Source organism: Kitasatospora albolonga, from assembly GCA_002082585.1.
Classification (GTDB): Bacteria; Actinomycetota; Actinomycetes; order Streptomycetales; family Streptomycetaceae; genus Streptomyces; species Streptomyces stephensoniae.
Genome location: CP020563.1, coordinates 1,736,850 through 1,762,103, shown reverse-complemented (window position 1 = coordinate 1,762,103; position 25,254 = coordinate 1,736,850). Strand labels below are relative to the sequence as shown.

The window sequence follows — 25,254 nt, the reverse complement described above, 5'->3', positions numbered from 1 at the left end:
ACTCACCGTCCTCAGATCTCCCCGAGCGTGACCTCGGCGGTCCTGCTGTCGTCGCCCCGCGTGTACGTTACGGTCACCTTGTCGCCCGGTTTGTCGCCCGCCAGGGCCTCGGAGAGCGAGGTGATGGTGGTGACCTCGGAGTCGTCGATCTTCGTGATGATGTCCCCGGCCCGCAGCCCCGCCTCGTCGGCCGCGCCGCCCCGGTCCACGCTCACCAGCGCCACCCCGGCCGGCCGGTAGGAGTCGTCCACGACCGTACGGGCGGTGATGTTCAGGGCCGCCCGGCCCGAGTCGGTGACCCGGCCGTCCTTGATGATCTGGTCGGCGACCGTCCGCACCATCGAGACGGGGATCGCGAAGCCGATGCCCGGCGCCGCGCTGTCGCCCATCTGGGGGTCCGTCGCCGCGAGGGTCGGGATGCCGATCACCTGGCTGTCCAGGTTGACCAGGGCCCCGCCGCTGTTGCCCGGGTTGATGGCGGCCGAGGTCTGCACCATGTTGGCGATCGTCGCGCCCGTGCCCCCGCCCGACCGGCTCTCGCTCACCGTCCGGCCGAGCGCCGAGACGATGCCCTGGGTGACGCTGCTGGAGAGGCCGAGCGGTGAGCCCATCGCCATCACGATCTGCCCCACCTCGACCTCCTCCGCGTTGCCGAACTCCGCGGGCTTCAGCGCCTCGGGCACCTCGTCCAGCTTGATGACGGCCAGGTCCTGCTCGGGGTAGGAGGAGACCAGCGAGGCGTTCAGCACCGCCTCCCCGGTGGCGGCGGTGACCTTGAACTTCTTCTCGTCGCCGATCACATGCGCGTTGGTGACGATATGGCCCTTGTCGTCGTAGACGACCCCGGAACCGAGGCTGTTCGACGCGTCGATCTGGACCACCGAGGGCAGGACGTCGTTGATGACGGCCTGGTAGGCGCTCTCCAGGTCGTTGGTGGCGCGGGCCGCCGAGCCCTGGGCCGTACCGGAAGGGCTGGCCTGTGGGGCGGGGGAGGCCGCCGGGGTCCCGCCGGAACAGCCGGCCGTCGCCGCCAGGGCGAGCGCGCAGACACCCGCGGACAGGGGGAGCAGCAGACGCCGGACGGAGCGGCGGGAGGGGGATGCGTCCATATCCGGAGTCTGGTGTCCCCACCCTTTCGGGTGCCTGTGCTGATGGGCCGAACGAGGGGCCCCTGTACGGAGGTGGCGACCGTACAGGGGCGGGAACTGTACGGGTTCCTAGCCGCGCACTCCGCACAGATGCAGCAGCGCCGCGATGCCCCGGTACGGGTCGGTCCGGCCCGCCCGGTCCTCCAGGGCCAGCACCCGTTCCAGCTCCCCGGCGGGCAGCTCGGTCCCGTCGGCCACGTTGTCCGTGAAGACCCGCACCCCGTACCAGGCGTGCAGCGGGGCGGCGATCCCGGCCAGGGTGGCCCGCAGCGCGTCGAGCCGGTCGGCGCGCACGGTGAGGCCGTGCCGGTTCGTGTACGTGGCCGTGTCGAAGGCCGCCAGGGCCGCGCCGAAGTCCCCGGTGAGCCCGGGGCGCATCGCGAGCGCGTCCGCGTTCCGGACGAGCAGCGAGAGCAGACCGCCCGGCGCGAGCATCCGGGCCAGCCCGGCCAGCATCGGGTCGGGCTCCTCGACGTACATCAGGACGCCGTGGCAGAGCACCACGTCGAAGCTGCCCGGCAGGAAGTGCACACCGGTCTCCCGGCCGTCGCCCTCGATCAGCCGGACCCGCTCCCGGATGCCCTCGGGCTCGGTCGCCAGGGCCTCGCGGGCCGCGCCGAGGAGTTCGGCGTCCGACTCCAGACCGGTCACCGAGTGACCGGCCCGCGCGAGGCGGAGCGCCTGGGTGCCCCGGCCCATGCCGACGTCCAGGACCCGCAGCCGCTGCCCGACCGGGAACCGCCCGGCTATCTGCTCGTCCAGCTGCCGGGCGACGAGCTCCTGGCGGACCGCGTCACGAACGTGGACCGTGTCACGCACGGGGTCCGCGTCACGAACGAGGTCTGTTTCCTGTACGGAGCCGGGGCCCGCCGGACGGAGCCCGGTGGCGCCGGAGGTATCCGTGCTCAGGGCCGCTCTCCGCGCTTGACCTGCGGCTTCGGGAGCCGCAGACGACGCATCTGGAGCGTGCGCATCAGGCCGTAGGCGACGGCCCCGCGCTTGGGGGTGTCCGGGAAACGCTCCCGCAGCTGCTTCTTCAGGCGGATCGACAGACCGATCGAGTCGATCACGATCAGGATGATCACACCCATCCAGAGCAGCAGCGAGATGGTCTGGATGTTCTGCACCTGGATCACGCTGAGGATCAGGATGATCACGGCGAGCGGCAGGAACCACTCGGCGACGCAGAAGCGCGAGTCCACGAAGTCGCGGACGAAGCGCCGCACCGGGCCCTTGTCGCGGACCGGGAGATAGCGCTCGTCGCCCGAGGCGAGCGCCTCGCGCTGCCTGGCCAGATCGGCGCGGCGCGCTTCGCGCTGGCGCTTCATGGCCGCCTTGCGGTCGGTCGGCACGCCGGAATTGGCCCGCCGGCGCTGCGTCTGGGCCTCGCTGCGCTTGGGGGTGGGGCGACCCTTGGGAGCCTGCGGGTCGCGGGGCTGCTTGGAGAGGTCCGCCGTCACCTGGTCGGTGGGGGCCTTCTCTGTCTTGGCACGGCTACGGAACACAAAACCCAAGGGTACGGGGTCGGGGTGCGGACATGTGGACCGGGCGGGAACGATCCGGCAACGGACGGCGTCCCCGTAACCACCCGACAGGGGCAGAACATGCCTTAACCACGGGTTTCCCTGACCGCCACCTACACCCTGGGCGGGAGCCGTCACGGGGTGCACTCGTCCTTGGGGAGGAGCACATCAGGTCCCGAACAGTGCGGTAATAGAGGCAGGGCCCGTACTGTGGGTTCTATCGGGAGTGCTGGAGCTCAGTCCGTCAGAAGGGGGCGCGCGAAGCCCATGAGCGGTGTCATGAAGCGTATGGGGATGCTTTTCCGCGCGAAGGCAAACAAGGCCCTGGACCGGGCCGAAGATCCGCGCGAGACCCTGGATTACTCGTACCAGAAGCAGTTGGAGCTGCTTCAGAAGGTGCGTCGCGGCGTCGCCGACGTGGCGACGTCCCGCAAGCGCCTGGAGCTGCAGCTGAACCAGTTGCAGGGCCAGTCGTCCAAGCTGGAGGACCAGGGCCGCAAGGCGCTGGCGCTGGGCCGCGAGGACCTGGCGCGCGAAGCGCTGTCCCGGCGCGCCGCCCTCCAGCAGCAGGTCACCGACCTGGAGACGCAGCACACCACGCTGCAGGGCGAGGAGGAGAAGCTCACCCTCGCGGCCCAGCGGCTGCAGGCCAAGGTCGATGCCTTCCGCACCAAGAAGGAGACCATCAAGGCGACCTACACGGCGGCCCAGGCACAGACCCGGATCGGCGAGGCGTTCTCCGGCATCTCCGAGGAGATGGGCGACGTCGGCCTGGCGATCCAGCGGGCCGAGGACAAGACGCAGCAGCTCCAGGCACGGGCCGGTGCCATCGACGAGCTGCTCGCCTCCGGTGCCCTGGACGACCCGACCGGCACGGCGAAGGACGACATCGCCGCCGAGCTGGACCGGATCTCCGGCGGTTCGGACGTGGAGCTGGAGCTCCAGCGCATGAAGGCCGAGCTGGCCGGCGGCTCCTCGTCCTCGCAGCAGGCGATCGAGGGCGGTGTGCAGGACAGCACACCGCAGTCGCAGCAGTCCCCGCACAAGTTCGACAAGCAGTGAGGGCGGCGTCATGATCGTACGGATCATGGGGGAGGGCCAGGTCAAGCTGGCCGACAGTCACTTCGCCGAACTGAACGAGCTGGACGATCTCCTGCTGAAGGAGATGGACAGCGGCGACAGCCCCGGCTTCCGGACCACGCTCCACGCGCTCCTGGACAAGGTGCGCGAGCTCGGCACTCCGCTGCCGGACGACTCCCTGGAGCCGTCGGAGCTGATCCTGCCCGCGCCCGACGCGACCCTCGAAGAGGTGCGCGCCATGCTCAGCGACGACGGACTCATTCCGAACTGAACAACCCGGAGGCGCTGCCTCCACCAGCACTCGTACGCCCGCCAGTGCCCCGCGCCGGCCCGCCGCCGCGGGGCACGGCGCTTGTCCGGACGCGGTGCCCGCTCCTGCCCCTGCCCCGGCCCGTACGTACGGTCCGTAGGCGCATCGGGGCCGTACCGGCACAGCGCGGAGACGGTTCCGTACGCGACACGCCGTACCGTTGCTGGATGTGACCACCCTCCCCTCCGGGTTCGCGCGGGCCCGCCGCTGGCTTCGGGACCACCCCCTCGCGTTCGACGCGGCCCTGGCGCTCTGCGTCCTGATCGCGATGATCTGCGGTTCGTTCGCGGACCCGGGCAAGGGCCACGGCGGCCCGACGTTCGGGACCCGCACCCCTGCGGTCTTCAGCGTGCTGCTGATGGTGCTCGCCGCCTCGGCCCTCGTCCTGCGCAGGCGCCACCCCATGGCGGTCCTCGCGGTGACCGGTGCCCTAGCGGCCACCGAGCACATCTTCATCGACCCTCCGGCCCCGGTCGTGATGAGCACCGTCATCGCGCTCTACACCGTCGCCTCGCGCACCGACCGCCCCACCACCTGGCGGGTCGGCCTGCTGACCATGGGGCTGCTGACGATGGTCGCGATGGCCTTCGGCTCGACGCCCTGGTACAGCCAGGAGAACCTGGGCGTCTTCGCCTGGACCGGGATGGCCTCGGCCGCCGGGGACGCCGTACGCAGCCGCCGTGCCTTCGTCGACGCGATCCGCGAGCGCGCGGAGCGGGCCGAACGCACCCGCGAGGAGGAGGCCCGCCGCCGGGTCGCCGAGGAGCGGCTGCGGATCGCCCGGGACCTCCACGACGTCGTCGCCCACCACATCGCCCTGGTCAACGTCCAGGCCGGGGTCGCCGCCCACGTCATGGACAAGCGCCCCGACCAGGCCAAGGAGGCGCTCGCCCACGTCCGGGAGGCCAGCCGCTCCGCGCTCAACGAGCTGAGGGTCACCGTCGGCCTCCTCCGCCAGTCCGGCGACCCCGAGGCCCCCACCGAACCGGCCCCCGGCCTGGAGGTCCTTGACGAACTGGTGGCCACCTTCCGCAACGCCGGGCTCCCCGTCGAGGTGGTGGGCGCCGAACAGGCCCCCCGCCTCCCCGCCGCCGTCGACCTGGCCGCGTACCGGGTCATCCAGGAGGCCCTGACCAACGTACGCAAACACGCGGGCGCCGGAGCGAGGGCCGAGGTCAGCGTCGTACGGGTCGGCACCACCGCCGAGATCACGGTGCTGGACAACGGCCGGGGGAGCGCGGGCCACGAGAGCGAAGCCGCCCCCGACGGCGGCGGCCACGGCCTGCTCGGCATGCGCGAACGCGTCACCGCCCTCGGCGGCGCCCTCACGGCGGGACCGCGCTACGGAGGCGGGTTCCGGGTCCATGCGATCCTGCCCTTCGAGGCCCGCACGGGCGAACCGGAACCGCCCGGCCCGGCGGCGGTCACGACGGGGGAGCGCCGATGACCAAGCCTGAAGAAACCCTGGGGACACCTGAGGCACCGATCAAGGTGCTGCTCGTCGACGACCAGGCCCTGCTGCGCAGCGCGTTCCGGGTGCTGGTGGACTCCGAACCCGACATGGAGGTCGTCGGCGAGGCGGCCGACGGGGCCGAGGCGGTCGAGCTGGCCCGGGCGACCGCCCCCGACGTGGTCCTGATGGACATCCGGATGCCGGGCACGGACGGGCTCGCCGCCACCCGCATGATCAGCGCCGACCCGGCGCTCGCGGCCGTACGGGTGGTCATGCTCACCACCTTCGAGGTCGACGAGTACGTGGTCCAGGCCCTGCGCGCCGGAGCCTCCGGCTTCCTCGGCAAGGGCGCCGAGCCCGACGAACTGCTCAACGCGATCCGGGTCGCCCACGCGGGCGAGGCGCTGCTCTCCCCGACGGCCACCAAGGGGCTCATCGCCACCTTCCTGGCCCAGGGCGGCAGTTCGGGAGAGGGCGAGGGACCGGACAGCGCGGAGTACGCGGAACGCCTGGCCGCGCTCACCGTGCGCGAGCGGGAGGTGCTCGTCCTGGTGGCGGGCGGCCTCTCCAACGACCGGATCGCCGAGCGGCTGGCGGTCAGCCCGCTCACGGTCAAGACCCATGTGAACCGGGCGATGGCGAAGGTGGCGGCCCGGGACCGGGCCCAACTGGTGGTCATCGCGTACGAATCGGGCCTGGTACGCCCCCGGGCGGAGTGACGGGGAGCTGACGGGCCCCCCTTCGGGTTCCCCGTCAGCTCCCCGTCAAAGGCCGTGTCTCCCGGATGGCCGACGAGCTGGAGGCGGCGATGATCATGGCTTGTCCAGCAGCTCCTGCACCTCGGGCGGGAGCGTCGAGCCGGAGGAGGAGACGACGAACACGGCGTCCTCCGGTGAACTGCCCACGGCGATGGCTGTCTCAGGGGGCAGGCCCCTCACTCCGTAAGCGGCGGCCTCCTCGGTTTCCTCCGCTTCGGCCTCCTCGTCCCCGCCGGTGTCGTTGCACGGCGGCAGCTTGGCGGTGCCCAGCTTGTCGGTGACCGTGAAGTCCACGTTCGCGACGTCCCGGTAGCTCCGCCCCTCGTAGCTCACCTCGAACGCGCAGACAGCCTCCCCCTCACCGCCGCTGCTGACGGTGCACCCGGACACGGTGATCGCTGCGGCCGCCGTCAGCAGTGCGCCCGCAGATCGTCGGGACCAGCTCATGAGTGTGCTCCTTGCCCGGCTCGACGCCCACGGGACGGCAGTCGCCGAAGGCCCGTCGGCCTCAGCTCTCCCCGCCCAGTGCCTCGATGATCCGACGCCAGGTCTCCCCATGCGGTTCCGGGTAGCGGAGGCTCAGGGCGACGGTCTCCCGCACCAGCCGGGTGCGGGTCTCCTCGTCGGCCTTGTGGAGAAGGGCGGTCAGATCGTCCGGGTCGAAGCCCTCGCTCTCGCCCGAGAGCACCAGGGCCACCTGGGCGTGGGTGAGCGAGGAGAGCCGGTCGCGGAAGACCTGGCCCTCGATGCCGCCGCCGTGCATCAGCGCGGTGCCGTCCCCGGCCGCCAACGACCGGTCCACGTACGCCTGGAGGGCGCCCCGGTCCTCCACCAGGCGGTACGCGGCGTCCAGGCCCTCGGTGCGGCCGATGTCGAGCAGGGCGACATGGGCCAGAGGGGTGTCCTGGGGCGGCTGTACGGTCAGGAGGCGCGGGTGCTCCTCCAGGTAGGCCCGGGACTCCGCCCAGTCCGCGTACTCCAGCCACTCCGCCAGCTGCTCCGACAGGATCAGGGGATCGTAGGCGGCGGTCACCCCGTGGACGAGTACGGCGTCCCGGAGCATGGCGTGCCGCTGCGCGCCGCGCGGGTCCAGGATCGCCAGCTCGTCCAGGGCCGCCGACGCCTCCTCGCCGCCCAGCACCTCGGCGTTCTCCGACCAGAAGTCCCGGGACCGGGGCCAGTTCGGCGCGAACATCCAGGCGCTGACCAGCTCCAGGGTCTCCGGCGTCAGGGCGAGCCACGCCGGTACGGGCGTGAAGGTCTCGTCCTCCCAGGCCGCGTGCACCGCCGCGAGGTCGCCGTACCCGCGCAGCGCCTGCCGGGCCCGTACGGTCACGGTGTCCGCGCCTGCCCCCTCGCCCTCCTCGTCCAGGAACGTCACCAGCTCGCTCAGCCCCGTCGTGGGCCAGGGGTCGGGGCAGCGCAGCAGGAAGGCGCTCCGCTCGACGCGCAGGCGCCGGGCGGTCGCCGGGTGGGCCGTGGCGAACTCCTTCGCGGTCTCCTCGAACTCCTCGATCGCCGCCGCGTGTTCACCGGTACGGGCGAGCACCCGGGCCAGGTTGTCGAGAGCGGAGACCAGGGAGGCGGCCGGGGAGGCAGCGGAGCCCGAGGCGGCGGAGAGAGCGGAGAGGACAGAGGCGGCTGAGGCGCCCGGTGTCTCCAGCGCCTCCAGTGCCAGCGACCGGTGCAGCGCCACCGCTTCCCAGAATGCCTCCACCGCCCCTTCCGTATCGCCGGTCAGCTCCAGGCGCGTGCCGAGCGTCTGGAGGGCGTCGGCCAGCTCGGGCAGGAACGCGTCCCCCTGTTCGCGCAGGAGCTCGACGGCCTCCCGCGCCGGGGGCAGCCCCTCCTCCGGGCCGCCGGTGGAGGCCAGGCTCCGGGCGAGGGCGGCCAGCGCGGTGGCGAGCCCGGGGCGGAAGGCCCCGGGGTTCTCGGCGGCCAGCTCGCGGTGCAGGGCCACGGCTTCCTCCGCCGCCCCGAGCGCCGCCGCCCGGTCGTCGGACCGGTCGAGGTGACCGGCCAGGGCGTTGAGGGCCGTGGCCAGCTCCGGGCGGAAGGCATCCGGGTGCAGTGCGGTCAGCTCGCGGAGGAGGGTGAGCGCTTCCCGGGTCGCCTCGACCGCCCCCGAGGTGTCGCTCACCGCCGCGCGGTGGTTCCCGAGGGCGTGGAGAGCGGCGGCGAGCCGGGGGCGGAAGGTGTCCGGTTCCCGGCCGGTGAGCTCGCGGAGGAAGCCGACCGCCTCCTCGGCCCGGGGCACGGCCTCGACCGGCTGTCCGGCAGCCGTCAGATGGGCGGCGTACCGCAGGAGGTACGCCGCGAGCGCCGGGACGGACGCGCCCGGCTGCTCCTCCTCGACCAGCTCCCGCTGGAGCCGTACGGACTGCTGCGCGAACGGCACCGCCGTCACCCGGTCCCCGGTGTCGGCGAGCCGGTCGCCCAGGGCGCCCATGGTCAGCGCCAGCTCCGCCTGGAAGTGCCCCGGGCGCTTCCCGCCGAGCTCCGCGTACATCCGCGCGGCCTCCTTCGCCGGGGGCAGGGCGCCGTCGTGGTTCCCGGTGGCGGAGAGCCGGTCCGACAGCTGGTGCAGGGCCCCGGCCAGCTCGGGCAGGAAGCCGTCCGGACGCTCGTCGCCGAGCGTCCGGTAGAGCTCCACCGCTTCCTCGGCCGCCGCCAGGGCCCCTTCCCGGTCCCCGGCCCCGGCGCGGAGGGCGGAGAGGCCGCTCAGCGCGGCGGCCAGGCCGGGCAGGCCGGTGGCGGGGTCGCGTTCGGCGGCGCTCCGCCGGTTCCCCACCTCTTCCTCCGCCTGAGGCAGGGCCCGGTCGGCTGCGGCCTCCCCGTGCCCCACCCCCGTACCGCGTGCCTCATCGCCCACGCCCGTCCCACGGTCCTCGTAACTCATGCCCGCCCCACCGTCCTCGCCGTACATCCGGTCAGCCTTGCCCGTACCGCCCGCGCACAGGTCGCTGCGGTGAGTAGCAGCGTAGTTACGGGGAGGATGGCCCGGTGGGCGTATGGGGGAGATTCAGCCTGCGGGAATGTCCTGGTCGCGAGCAATGCCCCGGAGTGGCGGCCATGGTCCTCCCGGCAGCGAAAAGCCCCGGTACGCCGGTTCACGGCGTACCGGGGCTCCGGCGGCGGACGCGACTGCGTCCGCACCGCTCCCGCTACGGCAGCGCCAGCATCCGTTCCAGCGCGAGCTTCGCGTACTTCTCCGTCTCCGGGTCGACCTCGATCCGGTTGACCAGCTTGCCCTCGGCCAGCGACTCCAGCGTCCAGACCAGGTGCGGCAGGTCGATGCGGTTCATCGTCGAGCAGAAGCAGACCGTCTTGTCGAGGAAGACGATCTCCTTGTCCTCCGCGGCGAAACGGTTCGCCAGGCGGCGGACCAGGTTCAGTTCCGTGCCGATGGCCCACTTCGAGCCGCGCGGTGCCGCCTCCAGGGCCTTGATGATGTACTCCGTCGAGCCGACGTAGTCCGCCGCCGCCACGACCTCGTACTTGCACTCCGGGTGCACCAGCACGTTGACCCCGGGCATCCGTGCCCGGACGTCCTCGACCGACTCGACTGAGAAGCGCCCGTGCACCGAGCAGTGGCCGCGCCACAGGATCATCTTCGCGTCGCGCAGCTGCTCGGCGGTGAGGCCGCCGTTCGGCTTGTGCGGGTTGTAGAGGACGCAGTCGTCCAGGCTCATCCCCATGTCCCGTACCGCCGTGTTGCGGCCCAGGTGCTGGTCGGGGAGGAAGAGGATCTTCTCGCCCTGCTCGAAGGCCCACTCCAGGGCCCGTTTCGCGTTGGACGACGTGCAGATCGTGCCGCCGTGCTTCCCGGTGAACGCCTTGATGTCGGCGGAGGAGTTCATGTACGAGACGGGCACCACCCGGTCGGCGACCCCGGCCTCCGTCAGGACGTCCCAGCACTCCGCGACCTGCTCGGCGGTGGCCATGTCGGCCATCGAGCAGCCCGCCGCCAGGTCCGGCAGCACGACCGCCTGGGCGTCCGTGGTCAGGATGTCGGCGGACTCGGCCATGAAGTGCACACCGCAGAAGACGATGTACTCCGCCTCCGGGCGGGCCGCCGCGTCACGGGCGAGCTTGAACGAGTCGCCGGTGACGTCCGCGAACTGGATGACCTCGTCGCGCTGGTAGTGGTGGCCGAGGACGAAGACCCGGTCCCCGAGCTTCTCCTTCGCCGCCCGCGCCCGTGCGACCAGGTCCGGGTCGGAGGGGGAGGGGAGGTCGCCGGGGCACTCGACGCCCCGCTCGCTCCTCGGGTCGGCCTCCCGGCCGAGCAGCAGCAGCGCGAGGGGTGTCGGCTGTACGTCCAGGGGCTGGGCCGTGGTCACGTCACGCACCCTTTCTTCTCTGCGTTCTGCTCTGCGCTTCTGCGAACGCGCCTTTTCGTCTATTTGACGCTATCTATCATAGCTTCTTCGTGTCACTTTGACGATGCCGATAGCGTCGATGTGACGCATCCCCCGGGCGGCCGGGTGTGCGAGCATGAAAAGGAACAGACAAGCGCTTGGCCCGGAATGAATCCGCGGCGCAGGCCGTTGAACCGTCGGCAAGCAGTCCGTACAACCCGGGAGAGAAGCAGATGTCCGTATCGGACGAGACCACCACCGTGAGCGACGGCATCCTCCTGTCCGACGCCGCCGCAGCCAAGGTCAAGGGCCTGCTGGAGCAGGAAGGCCGCGAGGACCTGGCGCTGCGCGTCGCCGTCCAGCCCGGCGGCTGCTCCGGCCTGCGCTACCAGCTCTTCTTCGACGAGCGTTCGCTCGACGGTGACGTCGTCAAGGACTTCGACGGTGTCAAGGTCGTCACCGACCGCATGAGCGCCCCGTACCTGGGCGGCGCCTCCATCGACTTCGTCGACACCATCGAGAAGCAGGGCTTCACGATCGACAACCCGAACGCCACCGGCTCCTGCGCCTGCGGCGACTCCTTCAGCTAAAGCTGCGGGAACGCGAACCTACGAGGGCGGCCCCGGGATCTTCTCCCGGGGCCGCCCTCGTACATATAGCGTGAGACGGGTCAGCTGCGCGGCACCGTCGCCCCGCTCGCCGCGTCGATGACCGTACGGTCGCCCAGCGGCTCATCCAGCGTCACCGTCCGCTTCAGCTCCTTGGCGATCATGATGCAGGCGCCGTCCTTCTGCTTCTCCTCCTTGATGGAGATCCGCACCTGGCCCGCGCTCTCCTCGGCGCTCGCCGTGTACGTGCTGCACACCCCGCCCCAGAAGGTCACCTCCAGCGTCCGGCCGTCGGCCGCGTACGAGGTCGCCTTCCGGTCGCCCGAGGGCGTCGGCTCCGCGGGCTTCTCGATGAACTCCGGCGCCACCGCGATCTGCGTGACCGTGCTCTCCGGTCCGCCCGAACCCTGCCGGACCTGGAACAGCCACGACGGTACGAGGGTCTGCCGGCCGTCGACGTAGTGCGGGGCCAGCCCGAACACCGCGTCCTCGACCGTGTGCTGCACCGGGGCCCGCTTGCCGTTCGACGGCACGCACTGCATGTCCGTGGGGATCGGCTCGCCCTCCAGCGGTACGGGAGTGGCGCAGCCGCCGATGTCCTTGCCCCCGTCCCCCCGGGCCTTACCGGCCTCGTTGAGCTGCTTCAGCGCCTCGTCCGCCCCGATCGCCGGGTAGGTCGCCCCCTTCTCCAGCGCCTTCAGCTGCCCGCTGCCCCCGGACACCTTGCCGTCCGGGCCGACCTGCACTCCGGTCGACCAGCCGTACGTGGGCAGCCCATCCACCTTCGGATCGGCGTTCACCACACGTACGTCCCCCATGAGCTGGCCCGCGTCCAGCGCCGCGTCGTCCTGGCCGACGGCCTTGAGGACGGGCACCGCGGCGGCCTTCGCGGCCTTCTCGCTCACCGGCTGCCCGTCCGCCTCCGGCGGGCTCTGGTTCGCGCACATCTTCCCCGGCTCACACGGCTCCACGGGCGTGGTGCGGGCGAACGTCCAGGTGCCCGGGGCCTGCTTGGTGACCTTCAGGAGCGCACCCGGCCCGTCCTCGTCACCGACCACCCAGGACGCGTCCACGGTCCGCGGGGTCCCCGGAATGCCGAGCGCCTCCGCCAGCCGGGCGACCTCCGCCGCCGCGACCGTCCCCGTGGCACGGTGCACCGCCGCCTCGTCCGGACCGTCCGGGAGCTGGCCCTCCGCCCGGTAGACCACGGGCGGACCGCCCGGGTCCGGTTCACCCGGGGCGATGCCGGGGGGCGGGGTGCTCGGGTCGCCGGGCGCGGCGGGGGCGGCCTCGGCGGCGTCCAGGGCCAGCACGGGGGCCGTGTCGCGGGAGGCGCTTCCCCCGCCGTCCGCCGTACCGCCCCCGCCGGAAGCGGTGGCGGCCCAGTAGGCCCCGCCGCCCCCGGCCAGCAGCACCGCCGCTGCCACCGAGGCCACCGCGAGCGGCGGACGCCGCCGCCGGGGGCCGGTCACGTCGTTGTCGGGTCGCTCGGTGCTCACCGGTTCGCTCCTTCGACTGCGTTGCCGTCGCGTTCACTACCGCGTGCCCCCGGACGGGGACACCGGTGGGACGGAGCGGAGGAGCACCCGGTTCCCGCGCACCGGCGAACCGGGCGCGGAACCCGTACGGTTCACGCCGAAAAACGCGCCGAAATACGCCCGGCGGGCTCAGTCCCCGTACTCGGACATCGCGTCGATCAGCCGCGCGGAGGCGGGCGGCACCGTGACCCCGTGGATCAGCGACGGCTTCACCGGCGTGACCACGGTCTTCTTGGGCGCGGCCCAGTGCGGGGCCATCAGCGCGCAGTCCCCGCGCAGCTCGGCCAGGCTCACTTCGGACTCTCGCGATGCGGTGTGCTTCGACATATCCGCACCGTAACCACGGTCACGCTCAGGTAGAAAGCCCTACTATCGGGTAGTTTTCCCTTTTCCCGGCCGGAGGGGTCACCCGGTAGCGTGAACTGTCACGCCGTCCCGGAGGGCGCACCTCGGCCCTTCGCCTTCCGCAGGAGAAGCCTCCCCGTGCGTATCGCAGTCACCGGCTCCATCGCCACCGACCACCTCATGACCTTCCCCGGCCGCTTCGCCGACCAGCTGGTCGCGGATCAGCTGCACACGGTCTCCCTCTCCTTCCTGGTCGACAACCTCGATGTGCGCCGGGGCGGTGTCGCCGCCAACATCTGCTTCGGCATGGGGCTGCTCGGCACGAAGCCGATCCTCGTGGGCGCCGCGGGCTCCGACTTCGACGAGTACCGCGCCTGGCTCGACCGGCACGGCGTGGAGACGAGCTCGGTCCGGATCTCCGAGGTCCTGCACACCGCCCGCTTCGTCTGCACCACCGACGCCGACCACAACCAGATCGGCTCCTTCTACACGGGCGCGATGAGCGAGGCCCGGCTGATCGAGCTGAAGAGCGTCGCGGACCGCGTCGGCGGCCTCGACCTCGTCTCGATCGGCGCGGACGACCCGGAGGCGATGCTCCGCCACACCGAGGAGTGCCGCTCGCGGAACATCCCGTTCGCCGCCGACTTCTCCCAGCAGATCGCGCGGATGGACGGCGAGGAGATCCGCATCCTGCTGGACGGCGCCACGTACCTCTTCTCCAACGAGTACGAGAAGGGGCTCATCGAGTCCAAGACCGGCTGGAGCGACGAGGAGATCCTCTCCAAGGTCGGCCACCGGGTCACCACGCTCGGCTCCCGCGGTGTGCGCATCGAGAAGGCCGGTGAGCCGGTCATCGAGGTGGGCGTCCCCGAGGAGGAGACCAAGGCCGACCCGACCGGCGTCGGCGACGCCTTCCGGGCCGGGTTCCTCTCCGGTCTCGCCTGGGGCGTCGGCCTGGAGCGCGCCGCCCAGGTCGGCTGCATGCTCGCCACCCTGGTCATCGAGACGGTCGGCACCCAGGAGTACACCCTGCGCCGCACCCACTTCATGGACCGCTTCACCAAGGCGTACGGGCACGAGGCCGCCGCCGAGGTCCAGCAGCACCTGGCGTGATCAGCTGAGCCGGCGGACCACATAGGCCGAGCCCCGGTCCGCCGGCTCCTCGCCCACGTACTCCTGCTCCCGCATCTCGCACCAGGCGGGGATGTCGAGCCGGGCCGCCTCGTCGTCGGCGAGCACCGTCACCGTGGCGCCCACCGGTACCTCCCCGATCACCTTTGCGAGCTCGATCACCGGGATCGGGCAGCGGCGGCCCAGCGCGTCGACCACCAGCGAGGCGGCGGGGGAGGGGGACGGGGGTGTGGAGACCGGGGCGCCGAGCCGCTCCCGTACCTCCGCGACCACCCCGGGCAGCACCTCCAGGAAGCGGTCCACGTCCGCCTCCGCCGTGCCCGGCGGCAGCGAGACCCGGACGTTCCCCTCCGACAGCACCCCCATCGCCTTCAGCACATGGCTCGGCTCCAGCGTGCTGCTCGTACAGGACGAACCGGACGATACGGAGAACCCGTGCCGGTCCAGCTCGTGCAGCAGGGTCTCCCCGTCGACATAGAGACAGGAGAAGGTGACCAGATGCGGCAGCCGCCGCTCCGGATCGCCCACCACTTCCACATCGCCCACCCGCTCGGCCACCACGGTCCGGACCCGGTCCACCAGCGCCCGCAGCCGCACCGCCTCGGCCGCCGCCTCGTCCCGTACGGCGCGGAGCGAGGCCGCCGCCGCCACGATCGCGGGCAGGTTCTCGAATCCCGGCGCCCGGCCCGACTCCCGCTCCCCGGCCGGGCCTTGCGGCGCGAACCGCACCCCCTTCCGTACCGCGAGCAGCCCCACCCCGGCGGGCCCGCCCCACTTGTGCGCGCTCGCCGTCAGCAGCGACCAGCCGCCCGCCACCGGACCCCACCCCAGCGACTGCGCGGCGTCCACCAGCAGCGGCACCCCGGCCTCGGCGCAGAGCGCGGCCACCTCCGCCACCGGCTGTTCGGTCCCCACCTCGTGGTTGGCCGACTGGAGGCAGGCCAGCGCGGTGTCGGGCCGGAGCGCCGAGGCGTACGCCGCCGGGTCCACCGCCCCCGACCGCCCCACCGGCACCTCGGTGAACGACCCGCCCGCCGCCTCGTGGGCCGCCGCCGAATGGAGTACGGAGGAGTGCTCGACCGCCGAGAGGGCCAGATGGCGGCCGACACGCCGACGCCCCGAAAGAGCCCCGGCCATTCCCGTGTGCACCGCGGTCGTCCCCGAAGAGGTGAAGACCAGCTCGTCCGGACGGCAGCCGACGGCGTCCGCGGCGGCCTCCCGGGCGGCGTCCAGCAGCAGCCGGGCGCGCCGCCCCTCACGGTACAGACGGGCGGGATCGGCCCAGCCCTCGTCCAGCGCGGCAAGCAGCGCCTGGCGTGCGACGGGGTGCAGGGGGGCGGCGGAGGCGGCGTCGAAGTAGGGCACGCCGCCACGCTAGCCCGCACCGCCTCCCGCTCCCTGATCCGGCCTGACCGACAGGACACCTCCCGGGGTGTCAGATGACGGCCGGAGGCCCGGATTCCACCCCTTCGGGGAGTCGGGCGGCGCGTTGGGCACCCTCCCCGCGCGACCCCAAATAGCGTCCAGTAGGGTTTGGTCCGCATAAACATCCAAACCCCTGCCCGCGACAGGGACGGCGACCGACCAGCGAGACGGGCGCGCGCCGACCGTGCGGGCGAGACTCTCGGGAAGGCGCTACGTGAGTCCCAACGGCTCCGACCGCTCGTCGCGGCGCCCGATGCGGCGGAAGCTGCCGCAGGTGCTGACTGCGGGCCTGGTCCTGGCGACGGCCTCCGGTTGTTCATACAACTGGGAGGATTTTCCCCGCCTCGGTATGCCCACCCCGGTGACGGAAGAGGCTCCTCGGATTCTCTCCCTCTGGCAAGGCTCGTGGGCGGCAGCGCTCGTCACGGGTGTCCTTGTCTGGGGGCTGATCCTCTGGAGCGTCTTCTTCCACCGGCGTAGCCGGACCAAGGTGGAGGTACCTCCGCAGACCAGGTACAACATGCCCATCGAGGCGTTGTACACAGTGGTTCCCCTCATCATCGTCTCGGTGCTCTTCTACTTCACCGCGCGTGATGAGTCGAAGCTCCTCGAGCTCTCCGACAAGCCTGCCCACACCATCAACGTGGTCGGCTACCAGTGGAGCTGGGGCTTCAACTACATCGAGAAGGTGGAAGGCCAGCCCGCCCCCGCGGGCAACGAGGTCCCCAAGGAGCTCGACGCCATCCCCGACAAGTTCCAGAAGGACTTCCCCGCGGACGCCACCGGCGTCTACGACGCGGGCATCCCCGGGACGCGCAACCCCCAGAACGGCAACCCGGGTCCGACCCTGTGGCTGCCGAAGGGGGAGAAGGTCCGCTTCGTCCTCACCTCGCGTGACGTCATCCACTCCTTCTGGGTGGTGCCGTTCCTCATGAAGCAGGACGTCATCCCGGGCCACACCAACGTCTTCGAGGTCACTCCCAACCGGGAGGGCACCTTCATGGGCAAGTGCGCCGAACTCTGTGGTGTCGACCACTCCCGGATGCTCTTCAACGTCAAGGTCGTCTCCCCCGAGCGGTACCAGCAGCACCTCAAGGAGCTGGCTGAGAAGGGTCAGACGGGCTACATGCCGGCAGGCATCGAGCAGACCGACCCGGCCAGGAATTCGGAGAAGAAGCAACTGTGAGCATCCTCAACGAACCTCAGGGTGCCGCACCGGCAGACGACTCGTACGAGGACGAGCTGCCCGTACGGCGCAAGCAGCCGGGGAGCGTCGTCGTCAAGTGGTTGACCACCACCGACCACAAGACGATCGGCTCGCTCTACCTGATCACGTCGTTCGCCTTCTTCATCATCGGCGGACTCATGGCGCTCTTCATGCGCGCCGAGCTCGCTCGTCCCGGCACGCAGATCATGTCGAACGAGCAGTTCAACCAGGCGTTCACGATGCACGGCACGATCATGCTGCTGATGTTCGCGACGCCGCTCTTCGCGGGCTTCGCGAACTGGATCATGCCGCTCCAGATCGGCGCGCCCGACGTGGCGTTCCCGCGGCTGAACATGTTCGCGTACTGGCTGTACCTCTTCGGCTCGCTCATCGCGGTGGCCGGGTTCCTCACCCCGCAGGGCGCCGCCGACTTCGGCTGGTTCGCCTACGCCCCGCTGAACGACGCGGTCCGCTCGCCGGGCATCGGCGCCGACATGTGGATCATGGGTCTGGCCTTCTCCGGCTTCGGCACGATCCTCGGCTCGGTCAACTTCATCACCACGATCATCTGCATGCGCGCCCCCGGCATGACGATGTTCCGCATGCCGATCTTCACCTGGAACGTCCTGCTGACCGGTGTTCTGGTCCTGCTGGCCTTCCCGGTTCTCGCCGCCGCGCTCTTCGCGCTGGAGGCGGACCGTAAATTCGGTGCGCATATCTTCGATTCCGCCAATGGCGGCGCGCTGCTGTGGCAGCACCTCTTCTGGTTCTTCGGACACCCAGAGGTGTACATCATCGCCCTGCCGTTCTTCGGCATCATTTCCGAGGTCATTCCGGTATTCAGCCGCAAGCCGATGTTCGGCTACATCGGCCTGATCGCCGCGACAATCGCCATCGCCGGTCTTTCGGTGACGGTGTGGGCGCACCACATGTATGTGACGGGCGGCGTGCTGTTGCCGTTCTTCTCCTTCATGACCTTCCTCATCGCGGTGCCAACCGGTGTGAAGTTCTTCAACTGGATCGGCACGATGTGGAAGGGGTCACTGTCCTTCGAGACCCCGATGCTCTGGGCCGTCGGCTTCCTCATCACCTTCACCTTCGGTGGTCTGACCGGCGTCATCCTGGCCTCGCCCCCGATGGACTTCCACGTCTCCGACTCGTACTTCGTCGTCGCGCACTTCCACTACGTCATCTTCGGCACCGTGGTCTTCGCGATGTTCTCCGGCTTCCACTTCTGGTGGCCGAAGTTCACCGGCAAGATGCTGGACGAGCGGCTCGGGAAGATCACCTTCTGGACGCTGTTCGTGGGCTTCCACGGCACGTTCCTGGTGCAGCACTGGCTCGGTGCCGAGGGAATGCCGCGTCGCTACGCGGACTACCTCGCCGCCGACGGCTTCACCGCGCTGAACACGATCTCCACGATCGCGTCCTTCGTGCTCGGCCTGTCGATGCTGCCGTTCTTCTACAACGTCTGGAAGACCGCCAAGTACGGCAAGAAGATCGAGGTCGACGACCCCTGGGGCTACGGCCGTTCGCTGGAGTGGGCGACCTCCTGCCCGCCCCCGCGGCACAACTTCCTCACCCTGCCGCGGATTCGCTCCGAATCCCCGGCGTTCGACCTGCACCACCCGGAGATCGCGGCGCTCGAACAGCTTGAGCACCACTCCGAGTCGGACAAGGCCCTCGCCGGCGGCAAGGAGGCAGGCAAGTGAAGATCCAGGGACAGATGTTCATCTGGCTGAGCGTCTTCATCCTCATCATGGCCGGCGTCTACGGCGTCTGGTCGAAGGAGCCGGTCGGCACCACGGCGCTCTTCCTCGCCTTCGGCCTCTCGATCATGATCGGCTTCTACCTGGCCTTCACGGCCAACCGGGTGGACGCCATGGCCCAGGACAACAAGGAGGCGGACGTCGCCGACGAGGCGGGCGAGCTGGGGTTCTTCTCCCCGCACAGCTGGCAGCCGCTCTCCCTGGCGCTCGGCGGTGCCTTCGCCTTCATGGGCGTCGTCTTCGGCTGGTGGCTGATGTACTTCTCGGCTCCGCTGCTCCTGTTCGGCCTCATGGGCTGGGTCTTCGAGTACTACCGGGGCGAGAACCGCACCCAGTGACACCCTCCCGGGGGTGACACCGCACTACCCCACGAGGGGCCCGCGTCGCAGGAAGCGACACGGGCCCCTCGCTCGTTCGGAGTCACAGAACGCGCTGGATCGGATGAATCTTCTTAGCGTGAGGTCATGAACCACACGCCGCGCATCCGCACCGTAGTGAGCTGCACTCTGCTGGTCGTGACCCTGGTCGCAGGTGCGACCGCCTGTGGCGAACCCGACTCCCACCCACTGTCGACCAAGCCGTACGACGCCGGGGACCAGGTCTCCTTCAACGGCCCCTCCAAGAACGAGAAGGCCGACCCCGACAAGCCGCTCGAAGTCACTGTCAAGGGGGACGACGGCCGCATCACCGACGTGAGCGCCGTCGACACGGGGGGCCGCCACCTGGCGGGCGAGCTCTCCGCCGACGGCAGACGCTGGCGCTCCACCGCCCCCCTGGCGGCCGGAACCGGATACACCGTCAGGGTCTCCACCGAGAACGGGGACGGCGCTCCCGGCACCCGTACGCTCTCCTTCGACACCGCGTCGCCCAAGAAGCTGCTGAAGGTCGCCTTCGGCCCGCAGACGGGCACCTACGGCGTCGGACAGCCCATCACGGCGGAACTCAGCGCTCCGGTCACCGGCAAGGCGGCCAGGGCCACCGTCGAGCGCGCCCTCAAGGTCCGCTCCACCCCGGCCGTCACCGGCTCCTGGTACTGGGTCGACGACAAGAAGCTGCACTACCGCCCCCAGGAGTACTGGCCCGCCAACGCCACCATCGAGGTCCGCTCCAACCTCACGGGCATCAAGGTGACCAACGCCCTGTACGGGGCCGAGGCCAAGCCCCTGAAGATCACCACCGGCGACCGCATCGAGGCCCTCACCGACGCCTCGACCCACACCATGACGGTCCTGCGCAACGGAGAAGTGATCAACACCATTCCGGTCACCACCGGCAAGCCCGGCTTCTCCACCCGCAACGGCGTCAAGGTGATCCTCGCCAAGGAGCAGTTCGTACGGATGCGCGGGGAGAGCATCGGCATCGCGGCCGGCTCGGCGGAGTCGTACGACCTGCCGGTCTACTGGGCCACCCGGGTGACCTGGAGCGGCGAGTACGTCCACGCCGCTCCCTGGTCCGTCGGCTCCCAGGGCAGCGCCAACGTCAGCCACGGCTGTACCGGGATGAGCACGGGCAACGCCGAGTGGTTCTTCGGCACCGTGCGCCAGGGTGACATCGTCAAGGTCGTCGGCAGCGCGGGGGAGACCATGGCCCCGTTCGGCAACGGGTTCGGGGACTGGAACCTCTCCTGGGAGAAGTGGCAGAAGGGCAGCGCCCTCAACGAAGGGGTGCCGGACAGCCCCCAGACGCTCCACGCGGCCCGGCTGCGCCCCCATGTCTGATCACGCGCGGAAGGAGCGCCCCGCACCGCGGGGCGCTCCTCATGTGTCCGCGGGGCCCGCTCACGCCTCCACGGAGAGCCGTCGGCGCAGCAGCGAGGCCAGCGCGTCGGCGAACTCCACCGGGTCCACCGGCAGCGTCACCGCGGCCTCCGCCCGGCTCCAGGTGGCCAGCCACGCGTCCTGCGGGCGGCCGATCAGCAGGAGGACCGGCGGGCAGTCGAAGATCTCGTCCTTGATCTGCCGGCAGACGCCCATACCGCCGATGGGGGCCGTCTCGCCGTCCAGCACGCAGACGTCGATCCCGCCGCCGTCCAGCGCCGCCAGGACGGCCGGAAGCGTCGCGCACTCCAGGAACCGCACCGGTGGCACGTCCGCCGCGGGCCGCCGCCCGGCTGCCAGCTTCACCTGCTCGCGGATGTTGGCGTCGTCGCTGTAGACCAGGACCGTGGCGGTCGCCTGCATTGTTCCTCCGTGACATCTGTGTCTTCGGGGCTCTCGGGGCATGAACCGATGCGCGGATCGTACTCCGCCCGACCGGCCGTCAGCACCGGTAAGGACACCGATTCGATGGGCCGTTCGGGCAGGACACACGGGACTGACACACCGAACGGCACCCCCCGGAGTGAGGGCGGGATAAGCGACCGACATAATGTCGGTCGTGGCGACAGCAACGACAGTAGAAACCGGGCACGCGCACCCGTCGGTCAATCGGCCGAACCTCACCAGCGTCGGAACCATCATCTGGTTGGCTTCCGAGCTGATGTTCTTCGCGGCCCTCTTCGCGATGTACTTCACCCTTCGATCGGTGATGGGACCCGAATACTGGAAGGAGATGGCCGGTCATCTGAACTTCCCGTTCGCGGCCTCGAACACCACGATCCTGGTGCTCTCCTCACTCACCTGCCAGCTCGGCGTCTTCGCCGCCGAGCGGGGCGACGTGAAGAAGCTCCGCACCTGGTTCATCGTGACGTTCGTGATGGGATCGATCTTCATCGGCGGCCAGGTCCTGGAGTACGTCGAGCTGGTCAAGGAGGCGGGGCTCTCCCTGTCGTCCGACCCGTACGGCTCGGTGTTCTACCTGACCACCGGCTTCCACGGTCTGCACGTGGTGGGCGGTCTCATCGCCTTCCTGCTCGTTCTCGGCAGGACGTACGCAGCCAAGAGGTTCACCCATGACCAGGCCACCGCGGCCATCGTCGTGTCCTACTACTGGCACTTCGTGGACGTGGTGTGGATCGGTCTGTTCGCAACGATCTACATGATCAAGTAACCGGGCTCGCACCCACCCACCATCGACGCAGAAGATCCTGACACCGGGGTAATCCGTGAAAAAGCTCTCCGCACGACGACGCCATCCGCTGGCGGCGGTCGTCGTACTACTCCTCGCGCTGGCGGCCACCGGGGGGCTGTACGCCGCGTTTGCGCCTGCGGGCAAGGCGCAGGCCGATGAAACCGCCCAGTCCCTCGCCATCGAAGAGGGCAAGAAGCTCTACACCGTGGGCTGCGCAAGCTGCCACGGAACCGGCGGTCAGGGCACCACCGACGGACCGTCCCTCGTGGGCGTGGGCTCCGCCGCCGTCGACTTCCAGGTCGGTACGGGCCGTATGCCCGCGCAGCAGCCGGGCGCCCAGGTACCGAAGAAGAAGGTCATCTACACCCAGGCGGAGATCGACCAGCTCGCGGCGTACGTCGCGTCGCTCGGCGCCGGTCCGATCACGCCGACAGAGAAGCAGGTCGACCCGGCCGGCGCGGACATCGCCAAGGGTGGCGAACTGTTCCGCAACAACTGCGCCCAGTGCCACAACTTCACGGGCAAGGGCGGCGCGCTGACACACGGCAAGTACGCCCCGGACCTCGAAGGCGTGAGCCCGAAGCACATCTACGAGGCCATGCAGACCGGCCCGCAGAGCATGCCCTCCTTCCCCGACACGATCATGCCGGAGCAGGAGAAGAAGGACATCATCGCGTACATCCAGTCCGTGAACGGTTCGGAGACGGCGAGCCCCGGTGGCCTCTCCCTCGGCGGTCTCGGGCCGGTCAGTGAAGGTCTCTTCGCCTGGATCTTCGGACTCGGCGCACTCGTCGCAACTGCCGTCTGGGTCGCGGCCCACACCGCTAAGGCCAAGAAGTCATGAGTAGCCAACAGATTCCAGAAGACAACCTGCCCGTAGTGCAGGAGACCGCGCACGGCGCGGTGGAGGGTACGGACGACCCGTTCGCCGACCCGGGGCTGCCGGCCCACAAGCCGCGCATCCAGGACCTCGACGAACGCGCCGCGAACCGCTCCGAGCGGGCCGTCGCGTTCATGTTCGTCCTCTCGATGCTGTCGACGGTGGGCTTCATCGCCTCCTACGTCATCTTCCCGGTGGACAAGATCGTCTACATCTGGCCCTTCGGCCATGTGAGTCCGCTCAACTTCTCCCTGGGACTGACGCTCGGCTTCGCGCTCTTCTTCATCGGAGCGGGCGCCGTCCACTGGGCGCGCACCCTGATGTCCGACGTCGAGGTGGCGGACGACCGTCACCCGATCGAGGCGACCCCCGAGGTCAAGGCCCAGGTCCTCGCCGACTTCAAGGCCGGTGCCGAGGAGTCCGCGATCGGCCGCCGCAAGCTCATCCGCACCACCCTCTTCGGCGCGCTGGCCCTGGTGCCGCTCTCCGGTGTGGTGCTGCTGCGCGACCTCGGTCCGCTCCCGGAGAAGAAGCTCCGCACCACCATGTGGGCCAAGGGCAAGACCCTGGTCAACATGAACACGGGACAGCCGCTGCGCCCGGAGCACGTCTCCGTGGGGTCGCTGACCTTCGCCAAGCCCGAGGGCCTGGAGGAGGACTCGCACGACTTCCTCCAGCAGATCGCCAAGGCCGCCCTGATGATCGTCCGCATCGAGCCGGACGACATCAAGGACAAGCGCCAGCGCGACTGGGCGCACGACGGCATCGTCGCCTTCTCCAAGATCTGCACCCACGTCGGCTGCCCGATCAGCCTGTACGAGCAGCAGACACACCACGTGCTCTGCCCGTGCCACCAGTCCACCTTCGACCTCTCCGACGGCGCCCGCGTCATCTTCGGTCCGGCCGGCCACGCCCTTCCGCAGCTGCGGATCGGCGTGAACAGCGAGGGCAACCTCGAGGCGCTCGGTGACTTCGACGAGCCCGTCGGCCCTTCCTTCTGGGAGCGCGGATGAGTACTGCGACAACGAACCCGCCCGCCGACCAGGCGGGACAGCGCAAGGCACCCGCGGGCGAGCGGGTCGCCGACTGGGCGGACGGCCGGCTCGGCATCTACGGCCTGGCCAAGGCCAACATGCGCAAGATCTTCCCGGACCACTGGTCCTTCATGCTCGGTGAGGTCGCGCTCTACAGCTTCATCATCATCATCCTCACGGGTGTGTATCTGACGCTGTTCTTCCAGCCGAGCATGAACGAGGTCGTCTACCACGGCCCGTACGAGCCCATGCAGGGCATCCGCATGTCGGAGGCGTACGCCTCCACCCTGAAGATCAGCTTCGAGATCCGCGGCGGTCTGCTCGTCCGGCAGATCCACCACTGGGCCGCGCTGATCTTCCTGGCCGGCATGTTCGTGCACATGATGCGCGTCTTCTTCACGGGCGCCTTCCGCAAGCCGCGCGAGGTCAACTGGCTGTTCGGCTTCCTGCTCTTCGTGCTGGGCATGTTCACCGGCTTCACCGGCTACTCCCTCCCGGACGACCTGCTCTCCGGTACGGGTGTCCGCTTCACGCAGGGCGCGATCCTGTCCGTGCCGATCGTCGGTACGTACATCTCGATGTTCCTGTTCGGCGGCGAGTTCCCCGGCCACGACTTCGTGGCCCGGTTCTACTCGATCCACATCCTGCTGCTGCCGGGCATCATGCTCGGTCTGCTGGTGGCCCACCTGATCCTCGTGTTCGTCCACAAGCACACGCAGTTCGCGGGCCCCGGCAAGACCAACAAGAACGTCGTCGGCATGCCGCTGCTGCCGGTCTACATGGCGAAGGCCGGAGGCTTCTTCTTCCTGGTCTTCGGCATCATCGCGATCATCTCGGCCGTCGCCACGATCAACCCGATCTGGGCGCTCGGACCGTACCGCCCGGACCAGGTGTCCACCGGCGCCCAGCCCGACTGGTACATGGGCTTCGCCGAGGGTCTGGTCCGTGTCATGCCGGGCTGGGAGATCGTCTTCTGGGGCTACACGCTCAACCTGGGCGTGTTCATCCCGCTGGTCGCCTTCGGCGGGGTGCTCGGTGCCATCGCGCTCTACCCGTTCATCGAGTCCTGGATCACCGGGGACAAGCGCGAGCACCACATCCTGGACCGCCCGCGCAACGCCCCGACCCGTACGGGCCTCGGTGTCGCCTGGATCACGGCGTACTTCATCGGCCTCGTCGGCGGTGGAAACGACCTGTGGGCCACCCACTTCGACCTGTCGATCAACGCCATCACCTGGTTCGTCCGGATCTTCTTCTTCGCCGGACCGGTCATCGCGTTCATCGTCACGAAGCGGATCTGCCTCGGCCTCCAGCGCCGGGACAAGGAGAAGGTGCTGCACGGTCGCGAGACCGGCATCATCAAGCGCCTGCCGCACGGTGAGTTCGTGGAGATCCACGAGCCGCTCTCCCAGGAGAAGCTGCACACGCTCACCGCGCACGAGCAGTACAAGCCGCTCGAACTCGGCCCCGAGGTCGACGAGAACGGCGTCAAGCGCAAGATCTCCCCGGTCCAGCGGGTGCGCGCCAAGCTCAGCAAGGGCTACTTCGGCGAGAAGAACCAGATCGCCAAGCCCACCGCGGAGGAGTACAAGGAGATCACCGACGGCCACGGCCACCACTGATCACCTGACCTGATCGCCACAGCGGGAGCCCCGTCCATTCGATGGACGGGGCT

The 25,254-nt window shown here is 70.0% G+C and carries 24 protein-coding genes; 14 read left to right on the top strand and 10 right to left on the bottom strand.

Annotation, left to right across the window (positions count from 1 at the left end; translation table 11 throughout):
- Positions 1-11: 11 nt before the first annotated feature.
- From B7C62_07620 to B7C62_07610, 3 genes are all read right to left on the bottom strand, one after another.
- Complete coding sequence (locus B7C62_07620) at positions 12-1,109, bottom strand: signal protein PDZ (GenBank protein ID ARF72153.1); 1,098 nt, start codon at positions 1,107-1,109, stop codon at positions 12-14.
- 108 nt (positions 1,110-1,217) lie between these two features.
- Positions 1,218-1,910 carry an SAM-dependent methyltransferase gene (locus B7C62_07615; protein ID ARF77036.1) on the bottom strand — a complete coding sequence of 231 codons (693 nt, stop codon included), beginning with the start codon at positions 1,908-1,910 and terminating at the stop codon, positions 1,218-1,220.
- 143 nt (positions 1,911-2,053) lie between these two features.
- Positions 2,054-2,653: a hypothetical protein gene (locus tag B7C62_07610; protein ID ARF72152.1), complete on the bottom strand. Its 600-nt coding sequence runs from the start codon at positions 2,651-2,653 to the stop codon at positions 2,054-2,056.
- A gap of 297 nt (positions 2,654-2,950) precedes the next feature.
- Here B7C62_07610 and B7C62_07605 point away from each other — a divergent pair, with 297 nt between their 5' ends.
- The 4 genes from B7C62_07605 (at position 2,951) to B7C62_07590 (ending at position 6,233) form a co-directional block, all read left to right on the top strand.
- Positions 2,951-3,733 carry a phage shock protein A gene (locus B7C62_07605; GenBank protein ARF72151.1) on the top strand — a complete coding sequence of 261 codons (783 nt, stop codon included), beginning with the start codon at positions 2,951-2,953 and terminating at the stop codon, positions 3,731-3,733.
- Between the two features lie 10 nt (positions 3,734-3,743).
- On the top strand, positions 3,744-4,022 hold the full coding sequence (locus B7C62_07600; protein ID ARF72150.1) for a hypothetical protein: 279 nt from the start codon (positions 3,744-3,746) through the stop codon (positions 4,020-4,022).
- Positions 4,023-4,230: 208 nt separating this feature from the next.
- Positions 4,231-5,508, top strand: coding sequence for a two-component sensor histidine kinase (locus B7C62_07595; protein ARF77035.1), 1,278 nt, complete (start codon positions 4,231-4,233; stop codon positions 5,506-5,508).
- A complete protein-coding gene (locus tag B7C62_07590) occupies positions 5,505-6,233 on the top strand; it encodes a DNA-binding response regulator (GenBank protein ID ARF72149.1) in 729 nt (242 codons plus the stop codon). The genes B7C62_07595 and B7C62_07590 overlap by 4 nt, the downstream gene beginning before the upstream one ends.
- Before the next feature lie 93 nt (positions 6,234-6,326).
- On the opposite strand, the gene B7C62_07585 is transcribed toward B7C62_07590, so the two are convergent.
- The 3 genes from B7C62_07585 to B7C62_07575 form a co-directional block, all read right to left on the bottom strand.
- Positions 6,327-6,719 carry a hypothetical protein gene (locus B7C62_07585; GenBank protein ARF72148.1) on the bottom strand — a complete coding sequence of 131 codons (393 nt, stop codon included), beginning with the start codon at positions 6,717-6,719 and terminating at the stop codon, positions 6,327-6,329.
- Between the two features lie 61 nt (positions 6,720-6,780).
- On the bottom strand, positions 6,781-9,171 hold the full coding sequence (locus B7C62_07580; GenBank protein ARF77034.1) for a hypothetical protein: 2,391 nt from the start codon (positions 9,169-9,171) through the stop codon (positions 6,781-6,783).
- 265 nt (positions 9,172-9,436) lie between these two features.
- Entirely contained in the window at positions 9,437-10,615 is a 1,179-nt protein-coding gene (locus B7C62_07575; GenBank protein ID ARF72147.1) for a quinolinate synthetase, read from the bottom strand.
- A 251-nt stretch (positions 10,616-10,866) separates the two neighbouring features.
- Here B7C62_07575 and B7C62_07570 point away from each other — a divergent pair, with 251 nt between their 5' ends.
- Positions 10,867-11,223, top strand: a complete 357-nt coding sequence (locus B7C62_07570) for an iron-sulfur cluster assembly accessory protein (GenBank protein ID ARF72146.1) — start codon at positions 10,867-10,869, stop codon at positions 11,221-11,223.
- A gap of 80 nt (positions 11,224-11,303) precedes the next feature.
- On the opposite strand, the gene B7C62_07565 is transcribed toward B7C62_07570, so the two are convergent.
- Positions 11,304-12,740: a hypothetical protein gene (locus B7C62_07565; GenBank protein ID ARF72145.1), complete on the bottom strand. Its 1,437-nt coding sequence runs from the start codon at positions 12,738-12,740 to the stop codon at positions 11,304-11,306.
- Between the two features lie 168 nt (positions 12,741-12,908).
- Positions 12,909-13,106: a hypothetical protein gene (locus B7C62_07560; GenBank protein ID ARF72144.1), complete on the bottom strand. Its 198-nt coding sequence runs from the start codon at positions 13,104-13,106 to the stop codon at positions 12,909-12,911.
- Positions 13,107-13,262: 156 nt separating this feature from the next.
- On the opposite strand from B7C62_07560, the gene B7C62_07555 reads away from it, so the two are divergent.
- Positions 13,263-14,237, top strand: a complete 975-nt coding sequence (locus B7C62_07555) for a carbohydrate kinase family protein (protein ID ARF72143.1) — start codon at positions 13,263-13,265, stop codon at positions 14,235-14,237.
- Here B7C62_07555 and B7C62_07550 read toward each other — a convergent pair whose 3' ends face one another.
- On the bottom strand, positions 14,238-15,620 hold the full coding sequence (locus B7C62_07550) for a cysteine desulfurase (GenBank protein ARF72142.1): 1,383 nt from the start codon (positions 15,618-15,620) through the stop codon (positions 14,238-14,240).
- 274 nt (positions 15,621-15,894) lie between these two features.
- Between B7C62_07550 and B7C62_07545 the strand changes: the two genes are divergently transcribed.
- From B7C62_07545 to B7C62_07530, 4 genes are all read left to right on the top strand, one after another.
- A complete protein-coding gene (locus B7C62_07545) occupies positions 15,895-16,866 on the top strand; it encodes a cytochrome c oxidase subunit II (protein ARF72141.1) in 972 nt (323 codons plus the stop codon).
- Positions 16,863-18,599: a cytochrome c oxidase subunit I gene (locus tag B7C62_07540; protein ID ARF72140.1), complete on the top strand. Its 1,737-nt coding sequence runs from the start codon at positions 16,863-16,865 to the stop codon at positions 18,597-18,599. Before B7C62_07545 ends, B7C62_07540 begins: the two co-directional genes overlap by 4 nt.
- Positions 18,596-18,994: a cytochrome C oxidase subunit IV gene (locus tag B7C62_07535; GenBank protein ID ARF72139.1), complete on the top strand. Its 399-nt coding sequence runs from the start codon at positions 18,596-18,598 to the stop codon at positions 18,992-18,994. The genes B7C62_07540 and B7C62_07535 overlap by 4 nt, the downstream gene beginning before the upstream one ends.
- 126 nt (positions 18,995-19,120) lie before the next feature.
- Positions 19,121-20,374 (top strand): hypothetical protein, encoded by a 1,254-nt coding sequence (locus tag B7C62_07530; protein ARF72138.1) that lies wholly within the window; start codon positions 19,121-19,123, stop codon positions 20,372-20,374.
- A gap of 60 nt (positions 20,375-20,434) precedes the next feature.
- Here B7C62_07530 and B7C62_07525 read toward each other — a convergent pair whose 3' ends face one another.
- Positions 20,435-20,836, bottom strand: coding sequence for a hypothetical protein (locus B7C62_07525; protein ARF72137.1), 402 nt, complete (start codon positions 20,834-20,836; stop codon positions 20,435-20,437).
- Between the two features lie 187 nt (positions 20,837-21,023).
- Here B7C62_07525 and B7C62_07520 point away from each other — a divergent pair, with 187 nt between their 5' ends.
- The 4 genes from B7C62_07520 to B7C62_07505 are packed head-to-tail and all read left to right on the top strand — an operon-like array spanning position 21,024 to position 25,201.
- A complete protein-coding gene (locus B7C62_07520; GenBank protein ID ARF72136.1) occupies positions 21,024-21,644 on the top strand; it encodes a cytochrome B in 621 nt (206 codons plus the stop codon).
- Positions 21,645-21,699: 55 nt separating this feature from the next.
- Positions 21,700-22,509: a cystathionine beta-lyase gene (locus B7C62_07515; GenBank protein ARF72135.1), complete on the top strand. Its 810-nt coding sequence runs from the start codon at positions 21,700-21,702 to the stop codon at positions 22,507-22,509.
- On the top strand, positions 22,506-23,558 hold the full coding sequence (locus B7C62_07510) for a ubiquinol-cytochrome C reductase (protein ID ARF72134.1): 1,053 nt from the start codon (positions 22,506-22,508) through the stop codon (positions 23,556-23,558). Before B7C62_07515 ends, B7C62_07510 begins: the two co-directional genes overlap by 4 nt.
- A complete protein-coding gene (locus B7C62_07505) occupies positions 23,555-25,201 on the top strand; it encodes a ubiquinol-cytochrome c reductase cytochrome b subunit (GenBank protein ID ARF72133.1) in 1,647 nt (548 codons plus the stop codon). Before B7C62_07510 ends, B7C62_07505 begins: the two co-directional genes overlap by 4 nt.
- Positions 25,202-25,254 lie beyond the last annotated feature (53 nt).

Bases quoted from the DNA above. Each gene is read 5' to 3' on its own strand.
- B7C62_07620 (ARF72153.1), bottom strand. From the start codon at position 1,109: ATGGACGCATCCCCCTCCCGCCGCTCCGTCCGGCGTCTGCTGCTCCCC.
- B7C62_07605 (ARF72151.1), top strand. From the start codon at position 2,951: ATGAAGCGTATGGGGATGCTTTTCCGCGCGAAGGCAAACAAGGCCCTG.
- B7C62_07600 (ARF72150.1), top strand. From the start codon at position 3,744: ATGATCGTACGGATCATGGGGGAGGGCCAGGTCAAGCTGGCCGACAGT.
- B7C62_07590 (ARF72149.1), top strand. From the start codon at position 5,505: ATGACCAAGCCTGAAGAAACCCTGGGGACACCTGAGGCACCGATCAAG.
- B7C62_07585 (ARF72148.1), bottom strand. From the start codon at position 6,719: ATGAGCTGGTCCCGACGATCTGCGGGCGCACTGCTGACGGCGGCCGCA.
- B7C62_07580 (ARF77034.1), bottom strand. From the start codon at position 9,171: ATGAGTTACGAGGACCGTGGGACGGGCGTGGGCGATGAGGCACGCGGT.
- B7C62_07570 (ARF72146.1), top strand. From the start codon at position 10,867: ATGTCCGTATCGGACGAGACCACCACCGTGAGCGACGGCATCCTCCTG.
- B7C62_07560 (ARF72144.1), bottom strand. From the start codon at position 13,106: ATGTCGAAGCACACCGCATCGCGAGAGTCCGAAGTGAGCCTGGCCGAG.
- B7C62_07530 (ARF72138.1), top strand. From the start codon at position 19,121: ATGAACCACACGCCGCGCATCCGCACCGTAGTGAGCTGCACTCTGCTG.
- B7C62_07525 (ARF72137.1), bottom strand. From the start codon at position 20,836: ATGCAGGCGACCGCCACGGTCCTGGTCTACAGCGACGACGCCAACATC.
- B7C62_07520 (ARF72136.1), top strand. From the start codon at position 21,024: ATGTCGGTCGTGGCGACAGCAACGACAGTAGAAACCGGGCACGCGCAC.
- B7C62_07510 (ARF72134.1), top strand. From the start codon at position 22,506: ATGAGTAGCCAACAGATTCCAGAAGACAACCTGCCCGTAGTGCAGGAG.
- B7C62_07505 (ARF72133.1), top strand. From the start codon at position 23,555: ATGAGTACTGCGACAACGAACCCGCCCGCCGACCAGGCGGGACAGCGC.